The sequence below is a fragment of the Pseudomonas sp. AC239 genome (assembly GCF_979258545.1).
Genome location: NZ_OZ409864.1, coordinates 3,712,000 through 3,726,843, shown reverse-complemented (window position 1 = coordinate 3,726,843; position 14,844 = coordinate 3,712,000). Strand labels below are relative to the sequence as shown.

The 14,844-nt window shown below is 61.8% G+C and carries 18 protein-coding genes; 2 read left to right on the top strand and 16 right to left on the bottom strand.

Annotated features, from left to right (window positions below; genetic code table 11):
* Positions 1 to 19: 19 nt before the first annotated feature.
* The 9 genes from ccmI to ccmA all read right to left on the bottom strand — a co-directional run bounded on the left by ccmI (position 20) and on the right by ccmA (position 6,987).
* Positions 20 to 1,219, bottom strand: a complete 1,200-nt coding sequence (gene ccmI, locus ACZ0AZ_RS16990) for a c-type cytochrome biogenesis protein CcmI (protein ID WP_039763619.1) — start codon at positions 1,217 to 1,219, stop codon at positions 20 to 22.
* A complete protein-coding gene (locus ACZ0AZ_RS16985) occupies positions 1,216 to 1,686 on the bottom strand; it encodes a cytochrome c-type biogenesis protein (RefSeq protein WP_016771041.1) in 471 nt (156 codons plus the stop codon). The genes ccmI and ACZ0AZ_RS16985 overlap by 4 nt, the downstream gene beginning before the upstream one ends.
* Positions 1,683 to 2,219, bottom strand: a complete 537-nt coding sequence (locus ACZ0AZ_RS16980) for a DsbE family thiol:disulfide interchange protein (RefSeq protein ID WP_024012128.1) — start codon at positions 2,217 to 2,219, stop codon at positions 1,683 to 1,685. Before ACZ0AZ_RS16980 ends, ACZ0AZ_RS16985 begins: the two co-directional genes overlap by 4 nt.
* Positions 2,216 to 4,204 (bottom strand): heme lyase CcmF/NrfE family subunit, encoded by a 1,989-nt coding sequence (locus ACZ0AZ_RS16975; protein WP_129999048.1) that lies wholly within the window; start codon positions 4,202 to 4,204, stop codon positions 2,216 to 2,218. The genes ACZ0AZ_RS16980 and ACZ0AZ_RS16975 overlap by 4 nt, the downstream gene beginning before the upstream one ends.
* A 3-nt stretch (positions 4,205 to 4,207) precedes the next feature.
* Positions 4,208 to 4,663 (bottom strand): cytochrome c maturation protein CcmE, encoded by a 456-nt coding sequence (gene ccmE / locus ACZ0AZ_RS16970; protein WP_016771044.1) that lies wholly within the window; start codon positions 4,661 to 4,663, stop codon positions 4,208 to 4,210.
* On the bottom strand, positions 4,660 to 4,836 hold the full coding sequence (ccmD, locus tag ACZ0AZ_RS16965; protein WP_039763617.1) for a heme exporter protein CcmD: 177 nt from the start codon (positions 4,834 to 4,836) through the stop codon (positions 4,660 to 4,662). The genes ccmE and ccmD overlap by 4 nt, the downstream gene beginning before the upstream one ends.
* A complete protein-coding gene (locus ACZ0AZ_RS16960) occupies positions 4,833 to 5,588 on the bottom strand; it encodes a heme ABC transporter permease (RefSeq protein ID WP_129999047.1) in 756 nt (251 codons plus the stop codon). The genes ccmD and ACZ0AZ_RS16960 overlap by 4 nt, the downstream gene beginning before the upstream one ends.
* Positions 5,589 to 5,686: 98 nt before the next feature.
* The gene (ccmB, locus tag ACZ0AZ_RS16955; protein ID WP_039763615.1) at positions 5,687 to 6,355 is read right to left on the bottom strand and encodes a heme exporter protein CcmB; all 669 of its coding nucleotides are present in this window, start codon (positions 6,353 to 6,355) and stop codon (positions 5,687 to 5,689) included.
* On the bottom strand, positions 6,352 to 6,987 hold the full coding sequence (ccmA, locus tag ACZ0AZ_RS16950) for a cytochrome c biogenesis heme-transporting ATPase CcmA (protein ID WP_463537770.1): 636 nt from the start codon (positions 6,985 to 6,987) through the stop codon (positions 6,352 to 6,354). The genes ccmB and ccmA overlap by 4 nt, the downstream gene beginning before the upstream one ends.
* 197 nt (positions 6,988 to 7,184) lie before the next feature.
* Here ccmA and fliK point away from each other — a divergent pair, with 197 nt between their 5' ends.
* Positions 7,185 to 8,759: a flagellar hook-length control protein FliK gene (gene fliK / locus ACZ0AZ_RS16945; RefSeq protein ID WP_415763311.1), complete on the top strand. Its 1,575-nt coding sequence runs from the start codon at positions 7,185 to 7,187 to the stop codon at positions 8,757 to 8,759.
* Positions 8,756 to 9,085 (top strand): EscU/YscU/HrcU family type III secretion system export apparatus switch protein, encoded by a 330-nt coding sequence (locus ACZ0AZ_RS16940; protein WP_039763610.1) that lies wholly within the window; start codon positions 8,756 to 8,758, stop codon positions 9,083 to 9,085. Before fliK ends, ACZ0AZ_RS16940 begins: the two co-directional genes overlap by 4 nt.
* A 120-nt stretch (positions 9,086 to 9,205) precedes the next feature.
* Here the strand turns inward: ACZ0AZ_RS16940 and ACZ0AZ_RS16935 are convergent, their stop codons facing one another.
* From ACZ0AZ_RS16935 to ACZ0AZ_RS16905, 7 genes are all read right to left on the bottom strand, one after another.
* Entirely contained in the window at positions 9,206 to 9,601 is a 396-nt protein-coding gene (locus ACZ0AZ_RS16935; protein ID WP_016771049.1) for a DUF2802 domain-containing protein, read from the bottom strand.
* 1 nt (position 9,602) lies between these two features.
* Positions 9,603 to 10,088, bottom strand: a complete 486-nt coding sequence (locus tag ACZ0AZ_RS16930; RefSeq protein ID WP_016771050.1) for a chemotaxis protein CheW — start codon at positions 10,086 to 10,088, stop codon at positions 9,603 to 9,605.
* 90 nt (positions 10,089 to 10,178) lie between these two features.
* Positions 10,179 to 11,132, bottom strand: a complete 954-nt coding sequence (locus ACZ0AZ_RS16925) for a CheW domain-containing protein (protein WP_129999044.1) — start codon at positions 11,130 to 11,132, stop codon at positions 10,179 to 10,181.
* A gap of 90 nt (positions 11,133 to 11,222) precedes the next feature.
* The gene (locus ACZ0AZ_RS16920; RefSeq protein WP_039763606.1) at positions 11,223 to 12,011 is read right to left on the bottom strand and encodes a ParA family protein; all 789 of its coding nucleotides are present in this window, start codon (positions 12,009 to 12,011) and stop codon (positions 11,223 to 11,225) included.
* Positions 12,012 to 12,054: 43 nt separating this feature from the next.
* Positions 12,055 to 12,945, bottom strand: coding sequence for a flagellar motor protein MotD (gene motD / locus ACZ0AZ_RS16915; protein ID WP_016771054.1), 891 nt, complete (start codon positions 12,943 to 12,945; stop codon positions 12,055 to 12,057).
* Between the two features lie 12 nt (positions 12,946 to 12,957).
* On the bottom strand, positions 12,958 to 13,698 hold the full coding sequence (locus tag ACZ0AZ_RS16910) for a flagellar motor protein (protein WP_039763601.1): 741 nt from the start codon (positions 13,696 to 13,698) through the stop codon (positions 12,958 to 12,960).
* Positions 13,698 to 14,837 carry a protein-glutamate methylesterase/protein-glutamine glutaminase gene (locus ACZ0AZ_RS16905; protein WP_463537769.1) on the bottom strand — a complete coding sequence of 380 codons (1,140 nt, stop codon included), beginning with the start codon at positions 14,835 to 14,837 and terminating at the stop codon, positions 13,698 to 13,700. Before ACZ0AZ_RS16905 ends, ACZ0AZ_RS16910 begins: the two co-directional genes overlap by 1 nt.
* Between the last annotated feature and the right edge of the window lie 7 nt (positions 14,838 to 14,844).

The following is a 14,844-nucleotide window of genomic DNA, read 5'->3' as shown; positions in this document are numbered from 1 at the left end:
GCTTTCCTGTTGGATCCGGTTATTTGTCCGGGCTGTCGATAGTCAGTTTTTGTGGCGCGGTGGTGCTGCTGGCCAGTGGGCCACTGCGACCGATCCACTCTCCGGAGGTCGGTTGACCGGCCCGTGAGATGCGCGCCACCAGTTGGACTTCAGGGAAGTTGGACAGTTTCAACTGCGGCATCATCGCGTCGGCGTCGCCCAGTTCGACGGTCACCGGCAGGTCGGCGACGGTCAGGCGTTTGGCCGCCAGCGGCGCGGGTGGGCCTGAAGTGGCGCGGGCGAAGATGAACACGCTGTCGCCCGGCTGCACCTTGCCTTTGAGTTCGCTGGCCAGATCTACGCTGACCGTCAGCAACGCAGCTTTCGGCGCCGCTGCCTGGGCAACTTTGCCGCCGCTGGCTTTCAGGCGTTCGGCGGCACGCTCGATGCCGCCTTGCAGCGCAACGCGAGAGTTGTCATCCGGCGGCAGTTGCGCGAGCAGGCGATTCCAGTAGTCGATGGCCTCCTGATAACGCTCGCCTTCGAACGCGGCGATGCCGAGCAGACCGAGGCTGGTGACTTCTTTCGGATCAGCCTTCAGCGCTTCGTCGGTCAGTTTCTGAATCTTCTCCGACCACTTTTTACCGTCAGCAAAATACTGCGCCTGCGCCCACTGGCCGAGCAGCTCCGGCTGGCGGCCGGCGAGGTTGGCGGCGCGTTCGAACATCTTCGCCGCGTCTGCCGGGCGATCCTGAGCCATGTAGGTACGGCCGAGGAAATACAGACCTTCAGCGGAATCCGGTTGTGCGGCCACCGCACGTTCCAGACGCTGGGTCATCTCATCCATCGACTGTGGTGCCTGAGCGAATTCGCGGGTCAGTTCGACCTTGTCGGCGGCGCCGAAATGCAGGTACAGACCGAGACCCAGCACCGGTACCAGCACGGCGGCCAGCAGCGGCAACGGCTTGCCCAGGCGCGAGACACGCGGCGCGGCGGCGCCTTCGGTGTCGGCGAGCAGTTCACGCGCAGCTTCCGCGCGGCCGCTGTCCAGTTGCGCGGCGTCGAGCACGCCCTCGGCTTGCTGCGCTTGCAGCTCGGCCACCCGTTCCTGGTACAGCGCGACGTTCAACGCGGTGCGATCTTCTTCCCGCTGGGCACGGCGTTCGCGCAGCACCGGGATCAGCAGAAAACTCAGGGCGACCAGAAGCAACAGCCCTGCGGCGAGCCAGAAATCAATCATTCTTGGTTTTTATCCAACAGTTGGTCGAGGCGCTGACGTTCTTCGGCAGACAGCGATGACGGCGTTTCGGCGCGTTGCCCGCGACGCCTGCGCACGATCAGCGCGATCACCACGAAACCACCGAGCAGCAGCCCGGCCGGGCCGAACCACAGCAGCGCGGTTTTGGCATTGAGCGCCGGTTTGTAGCGGACGAAATCACCGTAGCGATCGACCATGAAGTCGATGATCTGCTGATTGTCCTTGCCCTCGCCGAGCATGCGGAAAATCTCCTTGCGCAGGTCGGCGGCGATCGGCGCGTTGGAGTCGGCAATGTCCTGGTTCTGGCATTTGGGGCAACGCAGTTCCTTGGTCAGTTCGCGGAAACGCTCGCGGTCGCCCTCTTTGGCAAATTCGTAGGTGTCGATGGCCGCGTGGGCGACACCGGCCAGGCTCAAGCCCAACACCACTGCTGCGAGAAAACGCTTCATGGCTTGGCCTCATCGACCAGCGCCTGATACTTGGCCGCGAGTTTTTCGCGCCAGACCTGCTCGTCGATCACCCCGACGAACTTGTCGCGGATGATGCCTTTGGCGTCGATGAAGAAGGTTTCCGGCGCGCCGTAGACACCGAGGTTGAGGCCCAGCGACCCTTCGTCATCACGGATATCCAGCGCGTACGGATTGTGGAACTCGGCCAGCCACTTCAAGGCGTCGGCATTGGTGTCCTTGTAGTTGATGCCGTAGATCACCACGCCGCGCTCGGCAAGTTTGTTCAGCACCGGGTGCTCGACCCGGCAGGAGATGCACCAGGTGCCCCAGACATTGACCAGCGCCGGTTTGCCGAGAATGTCGGCCTTGGTCAGCGTCTTGTCACCCTGCACACTCGGCAGGGAAAACTCCGGGAACGGCTTGTCGATCATCGCCGACGGCAGCTCCGCCGGATCCAGATACAGCCCTCGATAAAGAAACACCGCCACCAGCAGAAATATCGCCAGCGGCAACAACATCAACCAACGCCTCATGCCGCCGCTCCCGTCATGCCCAGCGCTTCGCGCACTTTGCTTTTCACCTTGACCCGATAACGCCGATCCAGCGCCGCCAGCAAACCACCCAATCCGGTGAGCAAGCCGCCGAACCAGATCCAGCGCACAAACGGTTTGACGTGTACGCGCACGGCCCAGGCGCCGTTATCCAGCGGCTCGCCGAGAGCGACGTAGAGATCGCGGGTGAAACCGGCATCGATGCCGGCTTCGGTCATCACCGAGTTCTGCACGGTGTACAGACGTTTTTCCGGGTGCAGCACGCTGATTTCCTTGCCGTCACGAATGACGCGGATGGTGCCTTTGTCCGAGGTAAAGTTCGGTCCCTCGAAATGCTTGGCGCCTTCGAAGACGAACTGATAACCGGCCAGATCCATCGACTCGCCCGGTGCCAGACGCAGGTCGCGTTCGGCACTGTTCTGGCTCGACAACACCACGCCCAGCGCGCACACGGCGATGCCGAGGTGGGCGATCTGCATGCCCCAATAACTGCGGGTCAGCGTCGGCAAACCTTTGATCAGGCCTTTGTGGCGAGTCTTGTCGAACAGATCGCGCACGCCGGCGAGCAACACCCATGCCGCCAGCAGGAACGTCGCGATCACCGCCCAGTTGAAATCGCCGTAAGCCACGCCGGCCACCACGGCCAATGCGACGCTGCCAAGCAGCACCGGAGTGAGCATGCTCGCCAGCCATTTCACTGGCGTGTCCTTCCAGCGCACGATCACGCCGACCGCCATGACCAGCATCAGCAACGCCATCAATGGAATGAACAACGCATTGAAGTATGGCGGGCCGACCGACAGTTTGGCGCCGCTGATGGCATCAAGAATCAGCGGATACAAGGTGCCAAGCAGGATCATCGATGCAGCGACGACCAGCACCAGGTTGTTGCCCAGCAGCAAGGTTTCACGCGACCACAGATTGAAACCGACCTGACTTTTCACCACCGGCGCGCGCAGTGCGAACAGCGTCAGCGAACCGCCCACCACAAACAGCAGGAAAATCAGAATGAACACGCCGCGCTCGGGGTCCGAGGCAAACGCGTGCACCGACGTCAGCACGCCCGAGCGTACGAGGAAGGTGCCGAGCAGGCTCAACGAGAACGCGGCGATCGCCAGCAACACCGTCCAGCTCTTGAACACGCCACGCTTTTCGGTGACCGCCAGCGAGTGAATCAACGCGGTGCCGACCAGCCATGGCATGAACGAGGCGTTTTCCACCGGGTCCCAGAACCACCAGCCGCCCCAGCCGAGTTCGTAATACGCCCACCACGAACCGAGGGTGATGCCGATGCCGAGAAACGCCCAGGCGACGATGGTCCACGGCCGCGACCAGCGCGCCCATGCCGCATCGAGACGACCACCGAGCAGCGCGGCGATGGCAAATGCGAACGCCACAGAAAAACCGACATAACCCATGTACAGCATCGGTGGATGCACGATCAGGCCGATGTCCTGCAGCAACGGGTTGAGGTCGCGACCGTCCGCCGGGATCTGCGGCAGAATCCGCGAGAACGGGTTCGAGGTAAGAATCAGGAACAGCAGGAAACCGGTGCTGATCATGCCCATCACCGCCAGGACCCGAGCGAGCATGACTTGCGGCAACTGCCGGGAGAACACCGACACAGCGAAAGTCCAGCCGCCGAGGATCAACGCCCACAGCAGCAGCGAACCTTCGTGAGCACCCCATACCGCGCTGAATTTGTAGTACCACGGCAGCGCGCTGTTGGAGTTCATCGCCACGTAGCCGACCGAGAAATCATCAGTCATGAACGCGTAGGTCAGGCAGCCAAAGGCAAACAGCAGAAAAGCAAACTGGCCCCACGCAGCCGGCTGCGCCAGGCTCATCCACAAGCGGTCGCCGCGCCATGCGCCGAGCATCGGCACCACCGCTTGAACCAGTGCAAAACACAGCGCAAGGATCATCGCCAGATGGCCCAGCTCAGGAATAAACAGTGCGGCAGCCATCGATCAACCCTCCTTCACAGGCGTCGGTGCGGATTGACCGCTGTCCTTCAGCGCTTTGGTCACTTCCGGCGGCATGTACTTCTCGTCGTGCTTGGCCAGCACTTCATCAGCGACCACCACGCCATCGGCATTGAGCTTGCCGAGGGCGACGATGCCCTGCCCTTCGCGGAACAGATCCGGGAGGATGCCGCGATAGGCGATGGTCACGGATTTGTTGAAATCGGTGACGACGAATTTGACGTCCAGCGAGTCCTTGGAGCGCTGCAGCGAACCCGCCTCGACCATGCCGCCGGCGCGGATGCGCGTGTCCTGCGGCGCTTCGCCGTTGGCGATCTGCGTCGGTGTGTAAAACAGATTGATGTTTTCCTGCAGTGCGCTCAGGGCCAGGCCGACAGCAGCGCCCACTCCGACCAGAATCGCCAGAATGATGATCAGACGTTTTTTGCGCAGCGCATTCACTGGCCGTTCTCCCGGCGCAGACGACGCGCCTCTTGTTGCAGATAACGCTTGCGCGCCGCAATCGGCGCCACTACGTTGAGGGCCAGCACCGCCAGGCAGATGCCATAGGCCGACCAGACATACAGGCCGTGATGGCCCATGGCGAGAAAATCGCCGAATGAAGCAAAACTCATCGCGCCGCCTCCAGATTCTGCTGCACTTCGGCTTTCACCCAACTGGCGCGGGCTTCGCGCTTGAGCACTTCAAGGCGCATGCGCAGCAACAGCACAGCGCCGAAAAAGCAGTAGAAACCCAGCACTGTCAGCAGCAGCGGCAGCCACATCTCCGCCGGCATTGCCGGTTTTTCCGTAAGTGTGAACGTCGCGCCCTGGTGCAGGGTGTTCCACCACTCCACCGAGTATTTGATGATCGGAATGTTGATCACGCCAACAATGGCCAGCACCGCGCAGGCCTTGGCGGCACTGTCACGATTGCTGATGGCATTGCCCAGCGCGATCACGCCGAAATACAGAAACAGCAGAATCAGCATCGAAGTCAGGCGTGCATCCCAAACCCACCACGAGCCCCAGGTCGGTTTGCCCCAGATGGCCCCGGTGACCAGCGCCACGGCGGTCATCCACGCACCGATCGGTGCGGCGCATTGCAGAGCCACGTCGGCGAGTTTCATCTTCCACACCAGCCCGACCACGCCGCACACCGCGAGCATCACGTAGATCGATTGAGCGAGCATCGCCGCAGGTACGTGGATATAAATGATGCGAAAACTGTTGCCTTGCTGGTAATCCGGCGGCGCGAACGCCAGGCCCCAGACCACACCAATGCCGATCAGCAGCAACGCTGCGATGCTCAACCACGGCAGGAACTTGCCGCTGATGCCATAGAACCACTTGGGCGAGCCGAGCTTGTGAAACCAGGTCCAGTTCATACTGTTTCCATCACGGTTGCCGCTCATCATCGCGAGCTGGCAGAGGGTCATGCCTTTCTTCTGATAGAAGTGGTCAATTTTTTGACCAGGCCTCATTATTATTCGCCGACGCTGATCTTCAGGCCAGCGGCTATTGCAAAGGGTGTCAGGGTGATCGCCAGTGCTGTGAGGCTGGCCATCCACAACAGGTATCCCGTCGCCGGCATGCCCTGCAGCGCCGCTTGCAATGCGCCGCTGCCAAGGATCAACACCGGGATGTACAACGGCAGAATCAGCAGCGCCAGCAACAGGCCGCCGCGCTTCAGACCGACCGTCAGCGCCGCGCCGACTGCACCGAGCAGGCTCAACACTGGCGTGCCGAGCAGCAACGACAGCAGCAGCACCGGCAGACACGCAGCCGGCAAACCGAGCATCAACGCCAGCAACGGCGACAGCAACACCAGTGCCAGACCGGAGAACAGCCAGTGTGCCAGCACCTTGGCCAGGACCAGAAGCGGCAGCGGATGCGACGAAAGGACCCACTGTTCCAGCGAGCCGTCTTCAAAGTCACTGCGAAACAATCCGTCCAGCGACAGCAGGACCGACAACAACGCCGCCACCCAGACTAACCCCGGGGACAGGTTTTGCAAGACTTGAGTTTCCGGGCCGACGGCCAGCGGGAAAAGGGCAATGACGATGGCGAAGAAAATCAGCGGATTGGCCAGCTCCGCCGGGCGGCGAAACAGCAGTCGGGATTCACGGGCAAGCAGCAGGCCGAAGACACTCATACCGCCCATTTCCCCAGATCGATGTCGCGATAACCGGCCGGCATACGGCTCAGGGTGTGGTGGGTGGTCAGCACCACCAGACCGCCGCGTTCGCAGTGGCCGGCCAGATGCGCTTCCAGTTGCGCAACGCCCTGCTTGTCCAGCGCGGTGAAAGGTTCGTCGAGAATCCACAACGGCGGGCTGTCCAGATACAACCGCGCTAGCGCCACACGGCGCTGTTGGCCGGCGGAGAGGCTGTGGCAGGGAACGTCTTCGAAACCGCGCAATCCTACCGCTGCCAGCGCCTGCCAGATCGCCTCGCGTTCGGCGGGATGATGCAGGGCGCAGAGCCACGACAGGTTTTCTTCGGGGGTGAGCAGATCCTTGATCCCGGCGGCGTGGCCGATCCACAACAGATTGCGCGCCAGTTCGCCGCGTTGCTCGGTCAGTGGTTGACCATTGAGCAGCACCTGGCCATCGGTGGGTTGCATCAAACCGGCGAGCAGACGTAAAAGACTGGTCTTGCCGCTGCCGTTGGGGCCGCTGATCTGCACCATGTCGCCACTGGCCAGGCGCAATTCGAGGTTTTCGAAAAGCAGCCGCAGATCGCGTTCACACGCCAGGGCAATGGTTTGCAGGACAGGACTGGTCAAGGGATCACGGGCCTTATACGGTTCAAGTCGGCTCTGGAACGGCCGTTAAAGAGAGGCAGCATAGATGCTTTGATCGCTCGATCTGACGAGCTGGATCAAACAATTGCCAGGTTTTTTGAACGAAGCGCACGACGCGCGGCATTATACATGCCGTGCCTTACTCTCAAGAGTGCAATTTCCTCAGGTTGTGTCCGCGTATGACAGGCGAAATGAACATCCTCCCGCTCCCTCCGACCGTGCCGGCGAGCGCTCGCCCGCAAATGGGTGAGCTGCTCAAGCTGCTGACGCCGGTCGAGGGTTTGATCGGTGCCGGGCAAAGCGCCAAGGCCGAGGTGTTGTCGCTCAAGCAGGCCGATCAGACCTTTGAATTGCTGTTGAAAGTCACCCTCGACAGCGGCCGTCAGACCACCGTGCAGGCCAGCAGCAATCTACCGTTGGCACAGGGCACCAATCTGGCGATCACTCAGCCGTCGGCCGGCAATCTGGCGATCACCGTACAGCAAGCAATCGCCAGCAGCGTCGCTACCCTGACCCGCATCGATACCGCGCAATTGCCCGCCGGCACCCTGCTGCAAGGCAAAGTCGTGACCTCGCAAGCCCTGCCGCAGACGCCGGGGCAAGCGGCGGTATTTCGCTCGATGGTCACTTTGCTCAATACCGCCTTGAGCGGCAGCACTTTGAGCGTCGACAGCCCGCAACCGCTGCGCATCGGCACCTTGTTGTCGGCGCAGGTGCAGGACGCGCAAACCCTCAAATTCGTGCCGCTGAGCAGCCGTCAGGAGCAACTGGCGGTCAGTCAGCAATTGCTCGGCCAGCAAAGTCGCCAGGGCTCGCTGGATGGCTTGCTGAAAGTGCTGCAAAACCTGCCGCCGGCCAGCGATCAGACCTCGGCCGATCTGCGCGCAGTGGTCGACAAGCTACTCGCGAGCCTGCCGGACGTGCAGCAAATGAGCACAGCCAAAGGCGTGGCGCTGGCCTTGGCGAATAGCGGCGCGTTCCTCGAGGCAAAATTGCTCGGCGGACAAAACCCGAGCCTCGCCCCGGACATGAAGGCAGACCTGCTCAAGCTGATCGCACAACTGACGCCGGGACTGCCGAGCAACACCAATTTCAACGCGATCATCGCCGCCAACACGCTGGCACAAGCCTTGCCGAGTTTCGTGCGGAACGCCCTCGGCACCCTCGGCCAGGTCAGTGCCAAACCGGTGCCGAGCAGCTTCCCGCTACCTGAACGGCTGCTGGCGAATCTTGAAGGCGAAGGCGATCTCGAACAGCTGCTGCGTCTTGCCGCCGCCGCAGTGTCGCGTCTGCAGAGCCATCAATTGTCGAGTCTGGAACAGACCGGCGTCACCGACGATGGCCGCCTGCTCAGCACCTGGCAGCTGGAAATCCCCATGCGCAACCTGCAGGACATCGTGCCGTTGCAGGTCAAATTCCAGCGTGAAGAAGCGCCGGAGCGCGAACCGCAGCCGCACGAACGCCGCGATGAGCGCGAAGCCAAACAGCAACTGTGGCGCGTCGACCTGGCCTTCGATCTGGAACCGCTCGGGCCCATGCAAATTCAGGCGCAATTGATCGCCGGCAGCTTGTCCAGCCAGCTGTGGGCCGAGCGGCCGTACACGGCTGATCTGATTGAAAACAATCTGTTCGCATTACGTCAGCGTTTGCTCGATTCCGGGCTCAACGTCGGCGACCTCGACTGCCACCACGGCACGCCGCCGCAAGGCAACCAAACCCGCCTCGAACATCGCTGGGTCGACGAAACCGCATGAACGATTCCACTGCCCCACGCCAGGCCATCGCCCTCAAATACGACGGCAACCACGCCCCGACCCTCACCGCCAAGGGCGACGATGAACTGGCCGAAGAAATCCTGCGCATCGCCCGCGATTACGAAGTGCCGATCTACGAAAACGCCGAACTGGTGCGCCTGCTCGCGCGGATGGAACTGGGCGACAGCATCCCCGAAGAGCTCTATCGCACCATCGCCGAGATCATCGCGTTTGCGTGGAATCTGAAGGGCAAATTCCCCGAGGGACAGGACCCGAACGCGCCGATGGTCGAGAAGGACATCACCGCACGCGGGGATGACTATTGAGGTTTCAAAGACGCCTTCGCGAGCAGGCTCGCTCCCACATTCGACCGTGATCAAATGTGGGAGCGAGCCTGCTCGCGAATAGCGCTTTTGATCTTGCTTGCCGCTGAAAGCTTGAAGCTTCTAGCTGCCCTTGTGCAACTTGCGCATCAACTCCGCCTCAGCCTGGGTCAAGCCGCACGACTGAGTCAGTTCATCGACGCTGGCGCCCATGCCTACCAGTTTCGCCGCCTGGGCGAATGACAGGCTCGACGGGTCGCGTTGTTCCAGTGCAACGATCTTGTCCGGCAACGGGCTCACCACCGCGCGCAATTCGTGCAGGGCTTCGCCCATGCGCACGTTGCCGTTCTGGTAGTCGTCGACGCGTTTGGCCAGCTCCTTGATGCGCTGATCACGCAGCGCATCACCCTGGGCCTGCTGTGCAGCGATTACTCGCTGCGCCTTGATGTACGAGACGAACATCGCCAGCGTGCCGGCCCAGAACAGGAACAGAACAATTACCGCAACCTCGAGAATCAAATCAGATGCTCTCCAGTTCCGACCATTCTTCTTCGCTCATCATCTTGTCCAGCTCGACCAGAATCAGCAGCTCGTTGTTCTTGTTGCACACGCCCTGAATGAACTTGGCCGATTCTTCGTTACCGACGTTTGGTGCGGTTTCGATTTCCGACTGACGCAGGTAAACCACTTCGGCAACGCTGTCGACCATGATGCCGACGACTTGCTTGTCGGCTTCGATGATGACGATACGGGTGTTGTCGCTGATCTCGCCGCTGTGCAGGCCGAAGCGCTGACGGGTGTCGATCACGGTGACCACGTTACCGCGCAGGTTGATGATGCCCAGCACGTAGCTCGGTGCACCCGGCACCGGGGCGATCTCGGTGTAGCGCAGCACTTCCTGCACGCGCATCACGTTGATGCCGTAGGTTTCGTTATCCAGTTTGAAGGTCACCCATTGCAGGATCGGATCTTCAGAACCTTTTGCATTCGACGCCTGACTACTCATACCCTGACCCCTCGAAAAAACCGCCCTGGGCGGTGTGTGTTCTGTGTGGTGGCGTTGAAAAATGCCATCGCCTGATTGTTATGTCGGCTGCTATGTCGGTTTATGTAGCGGCTTGTTGCCGCTCAAATGCTTTGCCCCGCCGCTGGCGATCAACTCGGCCAGCGCGGACACGTCAAGCAATGCACACATGTGCTCGATCACGGTGCCGGCGAGCCATGGCCGCTGACCCCGGTGACTTCTCCATTTGATTTCATTCGGGTCCAGGCGCAACGAGCGGCTGACCTGATGCACCGCCAGCCCCCACTCGTAACCTTGCACCGAAATCACGTACTGCAGGCCCTGCCGGAAGTCATCGCGGTAACGATCCGGCATGACCCAACGCGCCGTGTCCAAAACTTTCAGATTTCCGGCCTGGCTCGGCAGAATCCCGAGGAACCACTCCGGCTGACCAAACAGCGGCGTCAGCTCGTGGCCGGCCAGCGAATAGATCGAGCCGAGGCACACCAGCGGCACCGCCAGGGTCAGCCCGGCGACATCGAACAGCAAGCATTCGAAGGCTTCGGCAGCCCAGGCCGGACGGCCATCGGGCTCGACCGGTGGCGGCGGGTTGTTCGGCGGCAGGTGCACCTCGACCAGCGGCGGAACCAGCACCTGCGGCTCAGCAATCTGCGGCGCGGGTTCTGGCTCCGGTTCGGGTTCCGGCACGGTCAATAATTGTGTTTGCAGCAGCGGCGCCAAGGTCGACAGCGGCGCGCGCGGTTCATCAATCAGCGCGACTGGTGCTTTGGCCACGGGGGCAACAGCGGGCGCGGCGACCGGGCCGGTAGATTTCTGCGCGTCGCGGGCCTGCTCTTCCAGCACGGCGGCCTGGAACTCGTCCATGGCCTCGGTGCTTTCCACCGCTTCAGGCTGCGCCGGTTCGACGATTGGCGGCAGCGCTTCGACCGACGGCGGCAAGTCCTCGGGCAGGTCGAGCAGCAGGTCTTCCAGATAGGACTGCAAGGCCCGTTGCGGACGTGACGTGAGTTTCACTGGGCGGTTCATCGGTGATCAGCGCCTGACAGGGAAACCGCGTTGTCTGCTTCGCGAGCAGGCTCGCTCCCACAGGGTTCGGGCAAGCAGATCGAAATCATCTCAGGCCACCTGCGGAACAAGTTGCTGCGCGAGCAGGTGCTTGAGCAGCGCGCGGTAGGCCAGCACGCCACGGCTCTTGCCGTCGAATTGCGAAGGCGTGACGCCCGCTCGGCTGGCGTCGCGCAGACGAGTATCGACCGGGATGTAGCCGTGCCAGATGTCTTCGGGGAATTTGTCACGCAGCACGCGCAAGGTGCCCATCGACGCCTGCGTGCGGCGGTCGAACAGGGTCGGCACGATGCTGAACGGCAACGGCTGTTTGCGCGAGCGATTGATCATCGCCAGGGTGTTGACCATGCGCTCCAGACCTTTCACGGCCAAGTGCTCGGTCTGCACCGGGATCACCAATTGCTGGCTCGCCGCGAGGGCGTTGACCATCAGCACGCCGAGCAACGGCGGGCTGTCGATGATCGCGTAATCGAAGTCCTGCCACAGTTGCGCCAGACTCTTGGCGATCACCAGACCCAAGCCACTCTGCCCCGGCGACTGCCGCTCAAGGGTGGCCAGTGCGGTGCTCGATGGCAGCAGGGAAATGCGTTCGTCGCTGGTCGACAACAGCAGCTGCCCCGGCAGGCCTTGCGGCACGCTGCCCTTGTGCAGAAACAGGTCGTAGTTGCTGTGTTCCAGGCTGTCGGGGTCATAGCCGAAATAGCTGGTCATCGAGCCGTGCGGGTCGAGATCGACCACAACCACGCGCTTGCCCGCCTCGGCCAGCAACCCGGCTAGAGCGATGGAGGATGTGGTTTTACCGACACCACCCTTTTGATTGGCGACTGCCCAGACTCTCATTCAGTTCGTTCCTCCCGGCCAGATTGATTGACCGAGACATGCTTCAGCGTGTTAATGCGGGCGACGGAGAATTGACGGCACTCTCGCGTCCCGGCGTCTTGACCGGGGTCGGTGCAGTTTGTGTGCCAGCGCGCTTCAACGCCGCGTCCGGTTGCGCATTGGCGGTTCCGGTGCCCGTCAGGCTGCGGCGCACATCAAGATTGCGCGACACCACCAGCACCACACGACGGTTCTTCGCCCGGCCTTCGACCGTGGCGTTGTTGGCCACTGGCTGGAATTCGCCGTAGCCCACCGACGCCAGTCGCCCAGGATTCACGCCTTGCATGGCGAGCATGCGCACGATGCTCGCCGAGCGCGCCGAGGACAGTTCCCAGTTGGTCGGGTACTGCGCGGTGCGGATCGGTTGATCGTCGGTGAAACCTTCGACGTGGATCGGGTTGTCGAACGGTTTGAGGATCGCCGCGACCTTGTCGATGATGTTGAACGCGATGTCGCTCGGCATGGCGTCGCCACTGCCAAACAACAGGCTGGAATTGAGTTCGATTTCGACCCACAACTCGTTACCGCGCACGGTCATCTGATTGGAGCTGATCAAGTCACCGAACGCGGCGCTGATGTCATCGGCGATGCTCTTCAGCGGATCGCTGGCACCGGATATACCGGCGTCGACCTGCTCGGCATCCTTGACCAGCGGCTTGGCCGGGGTCACGGTTTTCGGTCGTTCGTCGCCGATCGGAATCGGTTTGAGCGAGCGGTCGGAGTCAGTAAACACGCCGATCAGCGCTTCGGAAATGACTTTGTATTTGCCTTCATTGATCGACGAGATCGAGTACATCACCACGAAAAACGCGAACAGCAAAGTGATGAAATCCGCGTAGGACACGAGCCAGCGCTCGTGATTGACGTGTTCTTCCTGGTGGCGACGACGAGCCATGAGGTTATTCCCTTAGTCCATGAAGCCTTGCAGCTTCAACTCAATGGAACGAGGGTTTTCACCTTCGGCGATCGACAGGATTCCTTCCAGCAACATCTCGCGATAACGCGACTGCCGCAACGCGATGGACTTGAGCTTGGCCGCGACCGGTAAAAGGATCAGGTTGGCACTGGCCACGCCATAGATGGTCGCGACGAACGCCACGGCAATGCCGTTACCCAGTTGCGACGGATCAGCGAGGTTGCCCATCACGTGAATCAGGCCCATCACCGCACCGATGATGCCAATGGTCGGCGCGTAGCCGCCCATGCTTTCGAACACTTTGGCCGCTTCGATATCGCGGGATTCCTGAGTGTAGAAATCCACTTCGAGAATGCTGCGAATGGCTTCCGGCTCGGCGCCGTCGACCAGCAGTTGCAGGCCCTTGCGCGAATAGCTGTCGGGTTCGGCGTCGGCCACGCCTTCGAGGCCGAGCAGGCCTTCCTTGCGCGCCGTCAGGCTCCAATTGACCACGCGGTCGATGCCACCGGCGAGGTCGACACGCGGCGGAAAGAAGATCCACGCGAGAATCTGCATGGCGCGCTTGAACGCACTCATCGGCGATTGCAGCAGCGCAGCACCGACCGTGCCGCCCAGCACGATCAGCGCTGCCGGGCCGTTGGCCAGCGCGCCGAGGTGGCCGCCTTCAAGGTAGTTGCCGCCGATGATGGCGACGAACGCCATGATGAGGCCGATAAGGCTGAGAACATCCATCAGATACACGCCTCGACGATGTGCTTGCCGATGTCGTCCAGACCGTACACCGCATCAGCCAGATCGGCTTTGACGATGGCCATCGGCATGCCGTAGATCACGCAGCTTGCTTCGTCCTGCGCCCACACCGAACTGCCGCCCTGCTTGAGCAGACGCGCGCCCTCGCGGCCGTCGGCGCCCATGCCGGTCAGCACGACTGCCAGAACTTTGTCGCCGTAGGATTTCGCCGCCGAACCGAACGTGATGTCCACGCACGGCTTGTAATTCAGACGTTCGTCACCCGGCAAAATCTTCACCGCGCCACGGCCGTCGATCATCATCTGCTTGCCACCCGGCGCCAGCAGCGCCAAGCCCGGACGCAGGATGTCGCCATCCTCGGCTTCCTTGACGCTGATGCGGCAGAGTTTGTCGAGACGTTCGGCAAACGCTTTGGTGAACGCCGCCGGCATGTGCTGGATCAGCACAATCGGCGCCGGGAAGTTCGCCGGCAATTGCGTCAGTACACGTTGCAGCGCAACCGGGCCGCCAGTCGATGTGCCGATGGCCACCAGTTTGTAGGCTTTGCGTTTCGGTGCTGGCGACGAAGCGCTGGCAGCGGAGGCACGGGCAGGCGTTGGCGCCGGACGTGCCGGGACAGCGCTGCTGTGGCTCGTGTGGCTGCCGTAGCTCGACGCTGCCGGAGCAGGCGTCGGCGCTGGCGCAGCGGCGGGAGCCGGCGCGCTGTAGGCACTGAAACGACGGTTACTGCGCGAGATGCTGTGGACTTTCTCGCACAGCAGTTGCTTGACCTTCTCGGGGTTGCGCGAGATGTCTTCGAAATTCTTCGGCAGGAAATCCACCGCACCGGCGTCCAGCGCATCGAGGGTTACCCGTGCGCCTTCGTGAGTCAGCGAGGAGAACATCAACACCGGGGTCGGGCAGCGCTGCATGATGTGCCGCACCGCCGTGATGCCGTCCATCATCGGCATCTCGTAGTCCATGGTGATCACGTCAGGCTTGAGGGCCATGGCCTGATCGATCGCCTCTTTACCGTTGGTGGCCGTGCCGACCACCTGGATGCTCGGATCCGACGAAAGAATTTCCGAGACGCGGCGGCGGAAAAACCCCGAATCGTCCACCACCAGGACTTTGACTGCCATAAACACT

Coding starts and splice junctions, on each gene's coding strand:
- ccmI (WP_039763619.1), bottom strand. CDS start 1,219: ATGATTGATTTCTGGCTCGCCGCAGGGCTGTTGCTTCTGGTCGCCCTG.
- ACZ0AZ_RS16985 (WP_016771041.1), bottom strand. CDS start 1,686: ATGAAGCGTTTTCTCGCAGCAGTGGTGTTGGGCTTGAGCCTGGCCGGT.
- ACZ0AZ_RS16980 (WP_024012128.1), bottom strand. CDS start 2,219: ATGAGGCGTTGGTTGATGTTGTTGCCGCTGGCGATATTTCTGCTGGTG.
- ACZ0AZ_RS16975 (WP_129999048.1), bottom strand. CDS start 4,204: ATGGCTGCCGCACTGTTTATTCCTGAGCTGGGCCATCTGGCGATGATC.
- ccmD (WP_039763617.1), bottom strand. CDS start 4,836: ATGAGTTTTGCTTCATTCGGCGATTTTCTCGCCATGGGCCATCACGGC.
- ACZ0AZ_RS16960 (WP_129999047.1), bottom strand. CDS start 5,588: ATGAACTGGACCTGGTTTCACAAGCTCGGCTCGCCCAAGTGGTTCTAT.
- ccmB (WP_039763615.1), bottom strand. CDS start 6,355: ATGAGTGTCTTCGGCCTGCTGCTTGCCCGTGAATCCCGACTGCTGTTT.
- fliK (WP_415763311.1), top strand. CDS start 7,185: ATGACAGGCGAAATGAACATCCTCCCGCTCCCTCCGACCGTGCCGGCG.
- ACZ0AZ_RS16940 (WP_039763610.1), top strand. CDS start 8,756: ATGAACGATTCCACTGCCCCACGCCAGGCCATCGCCCTCAAATACGAC.
- ACZ0AZ_RS16930 (WP_016771050.1), bottom strand. CDS start 10,088: ATGAGTAGTCAGGCGTCGAATGCAAAAGGTTCTGAAGATCCGATCCTG.
- ACZ0AZ_RS16925 (WP_129999044.1), bottom strand. CDS start 11,132: ATGAACCGCCCAGTGAAACTCACGTCACGTCCGCAACGGGCCTTGCAG.
- ACZ0AZ_RS16920 (WP_039763606.1), bottom strand. CDS start 12,011: ATGAGAGTCTGGGCAGTCGCCAATCAAAAGGGTGGTGTCGGTAAAACC.
- motD (WP_016771054.1), bottom strand. CDS start 12,945: ATGGCTCGTCGTCGCCACCAGGAAGAACACGTCAATCACGAGCGCTGG.
- ACZ0AZ_RS16910 (WP_039763601.1), bottom strand. CDS start 13,698: ATGGATGTTCTCAGCCTTATCGGCCTCATCATGGCGTTCGTCGCCATC.
- ACZ0AZ_RS16905 (WP_463537769.1), bottom strand. CDS start 14,837: ATGGCAGTCAAAGTCCTGGTGGTGGACGATTCGGGGTTTTTCCGCCGC.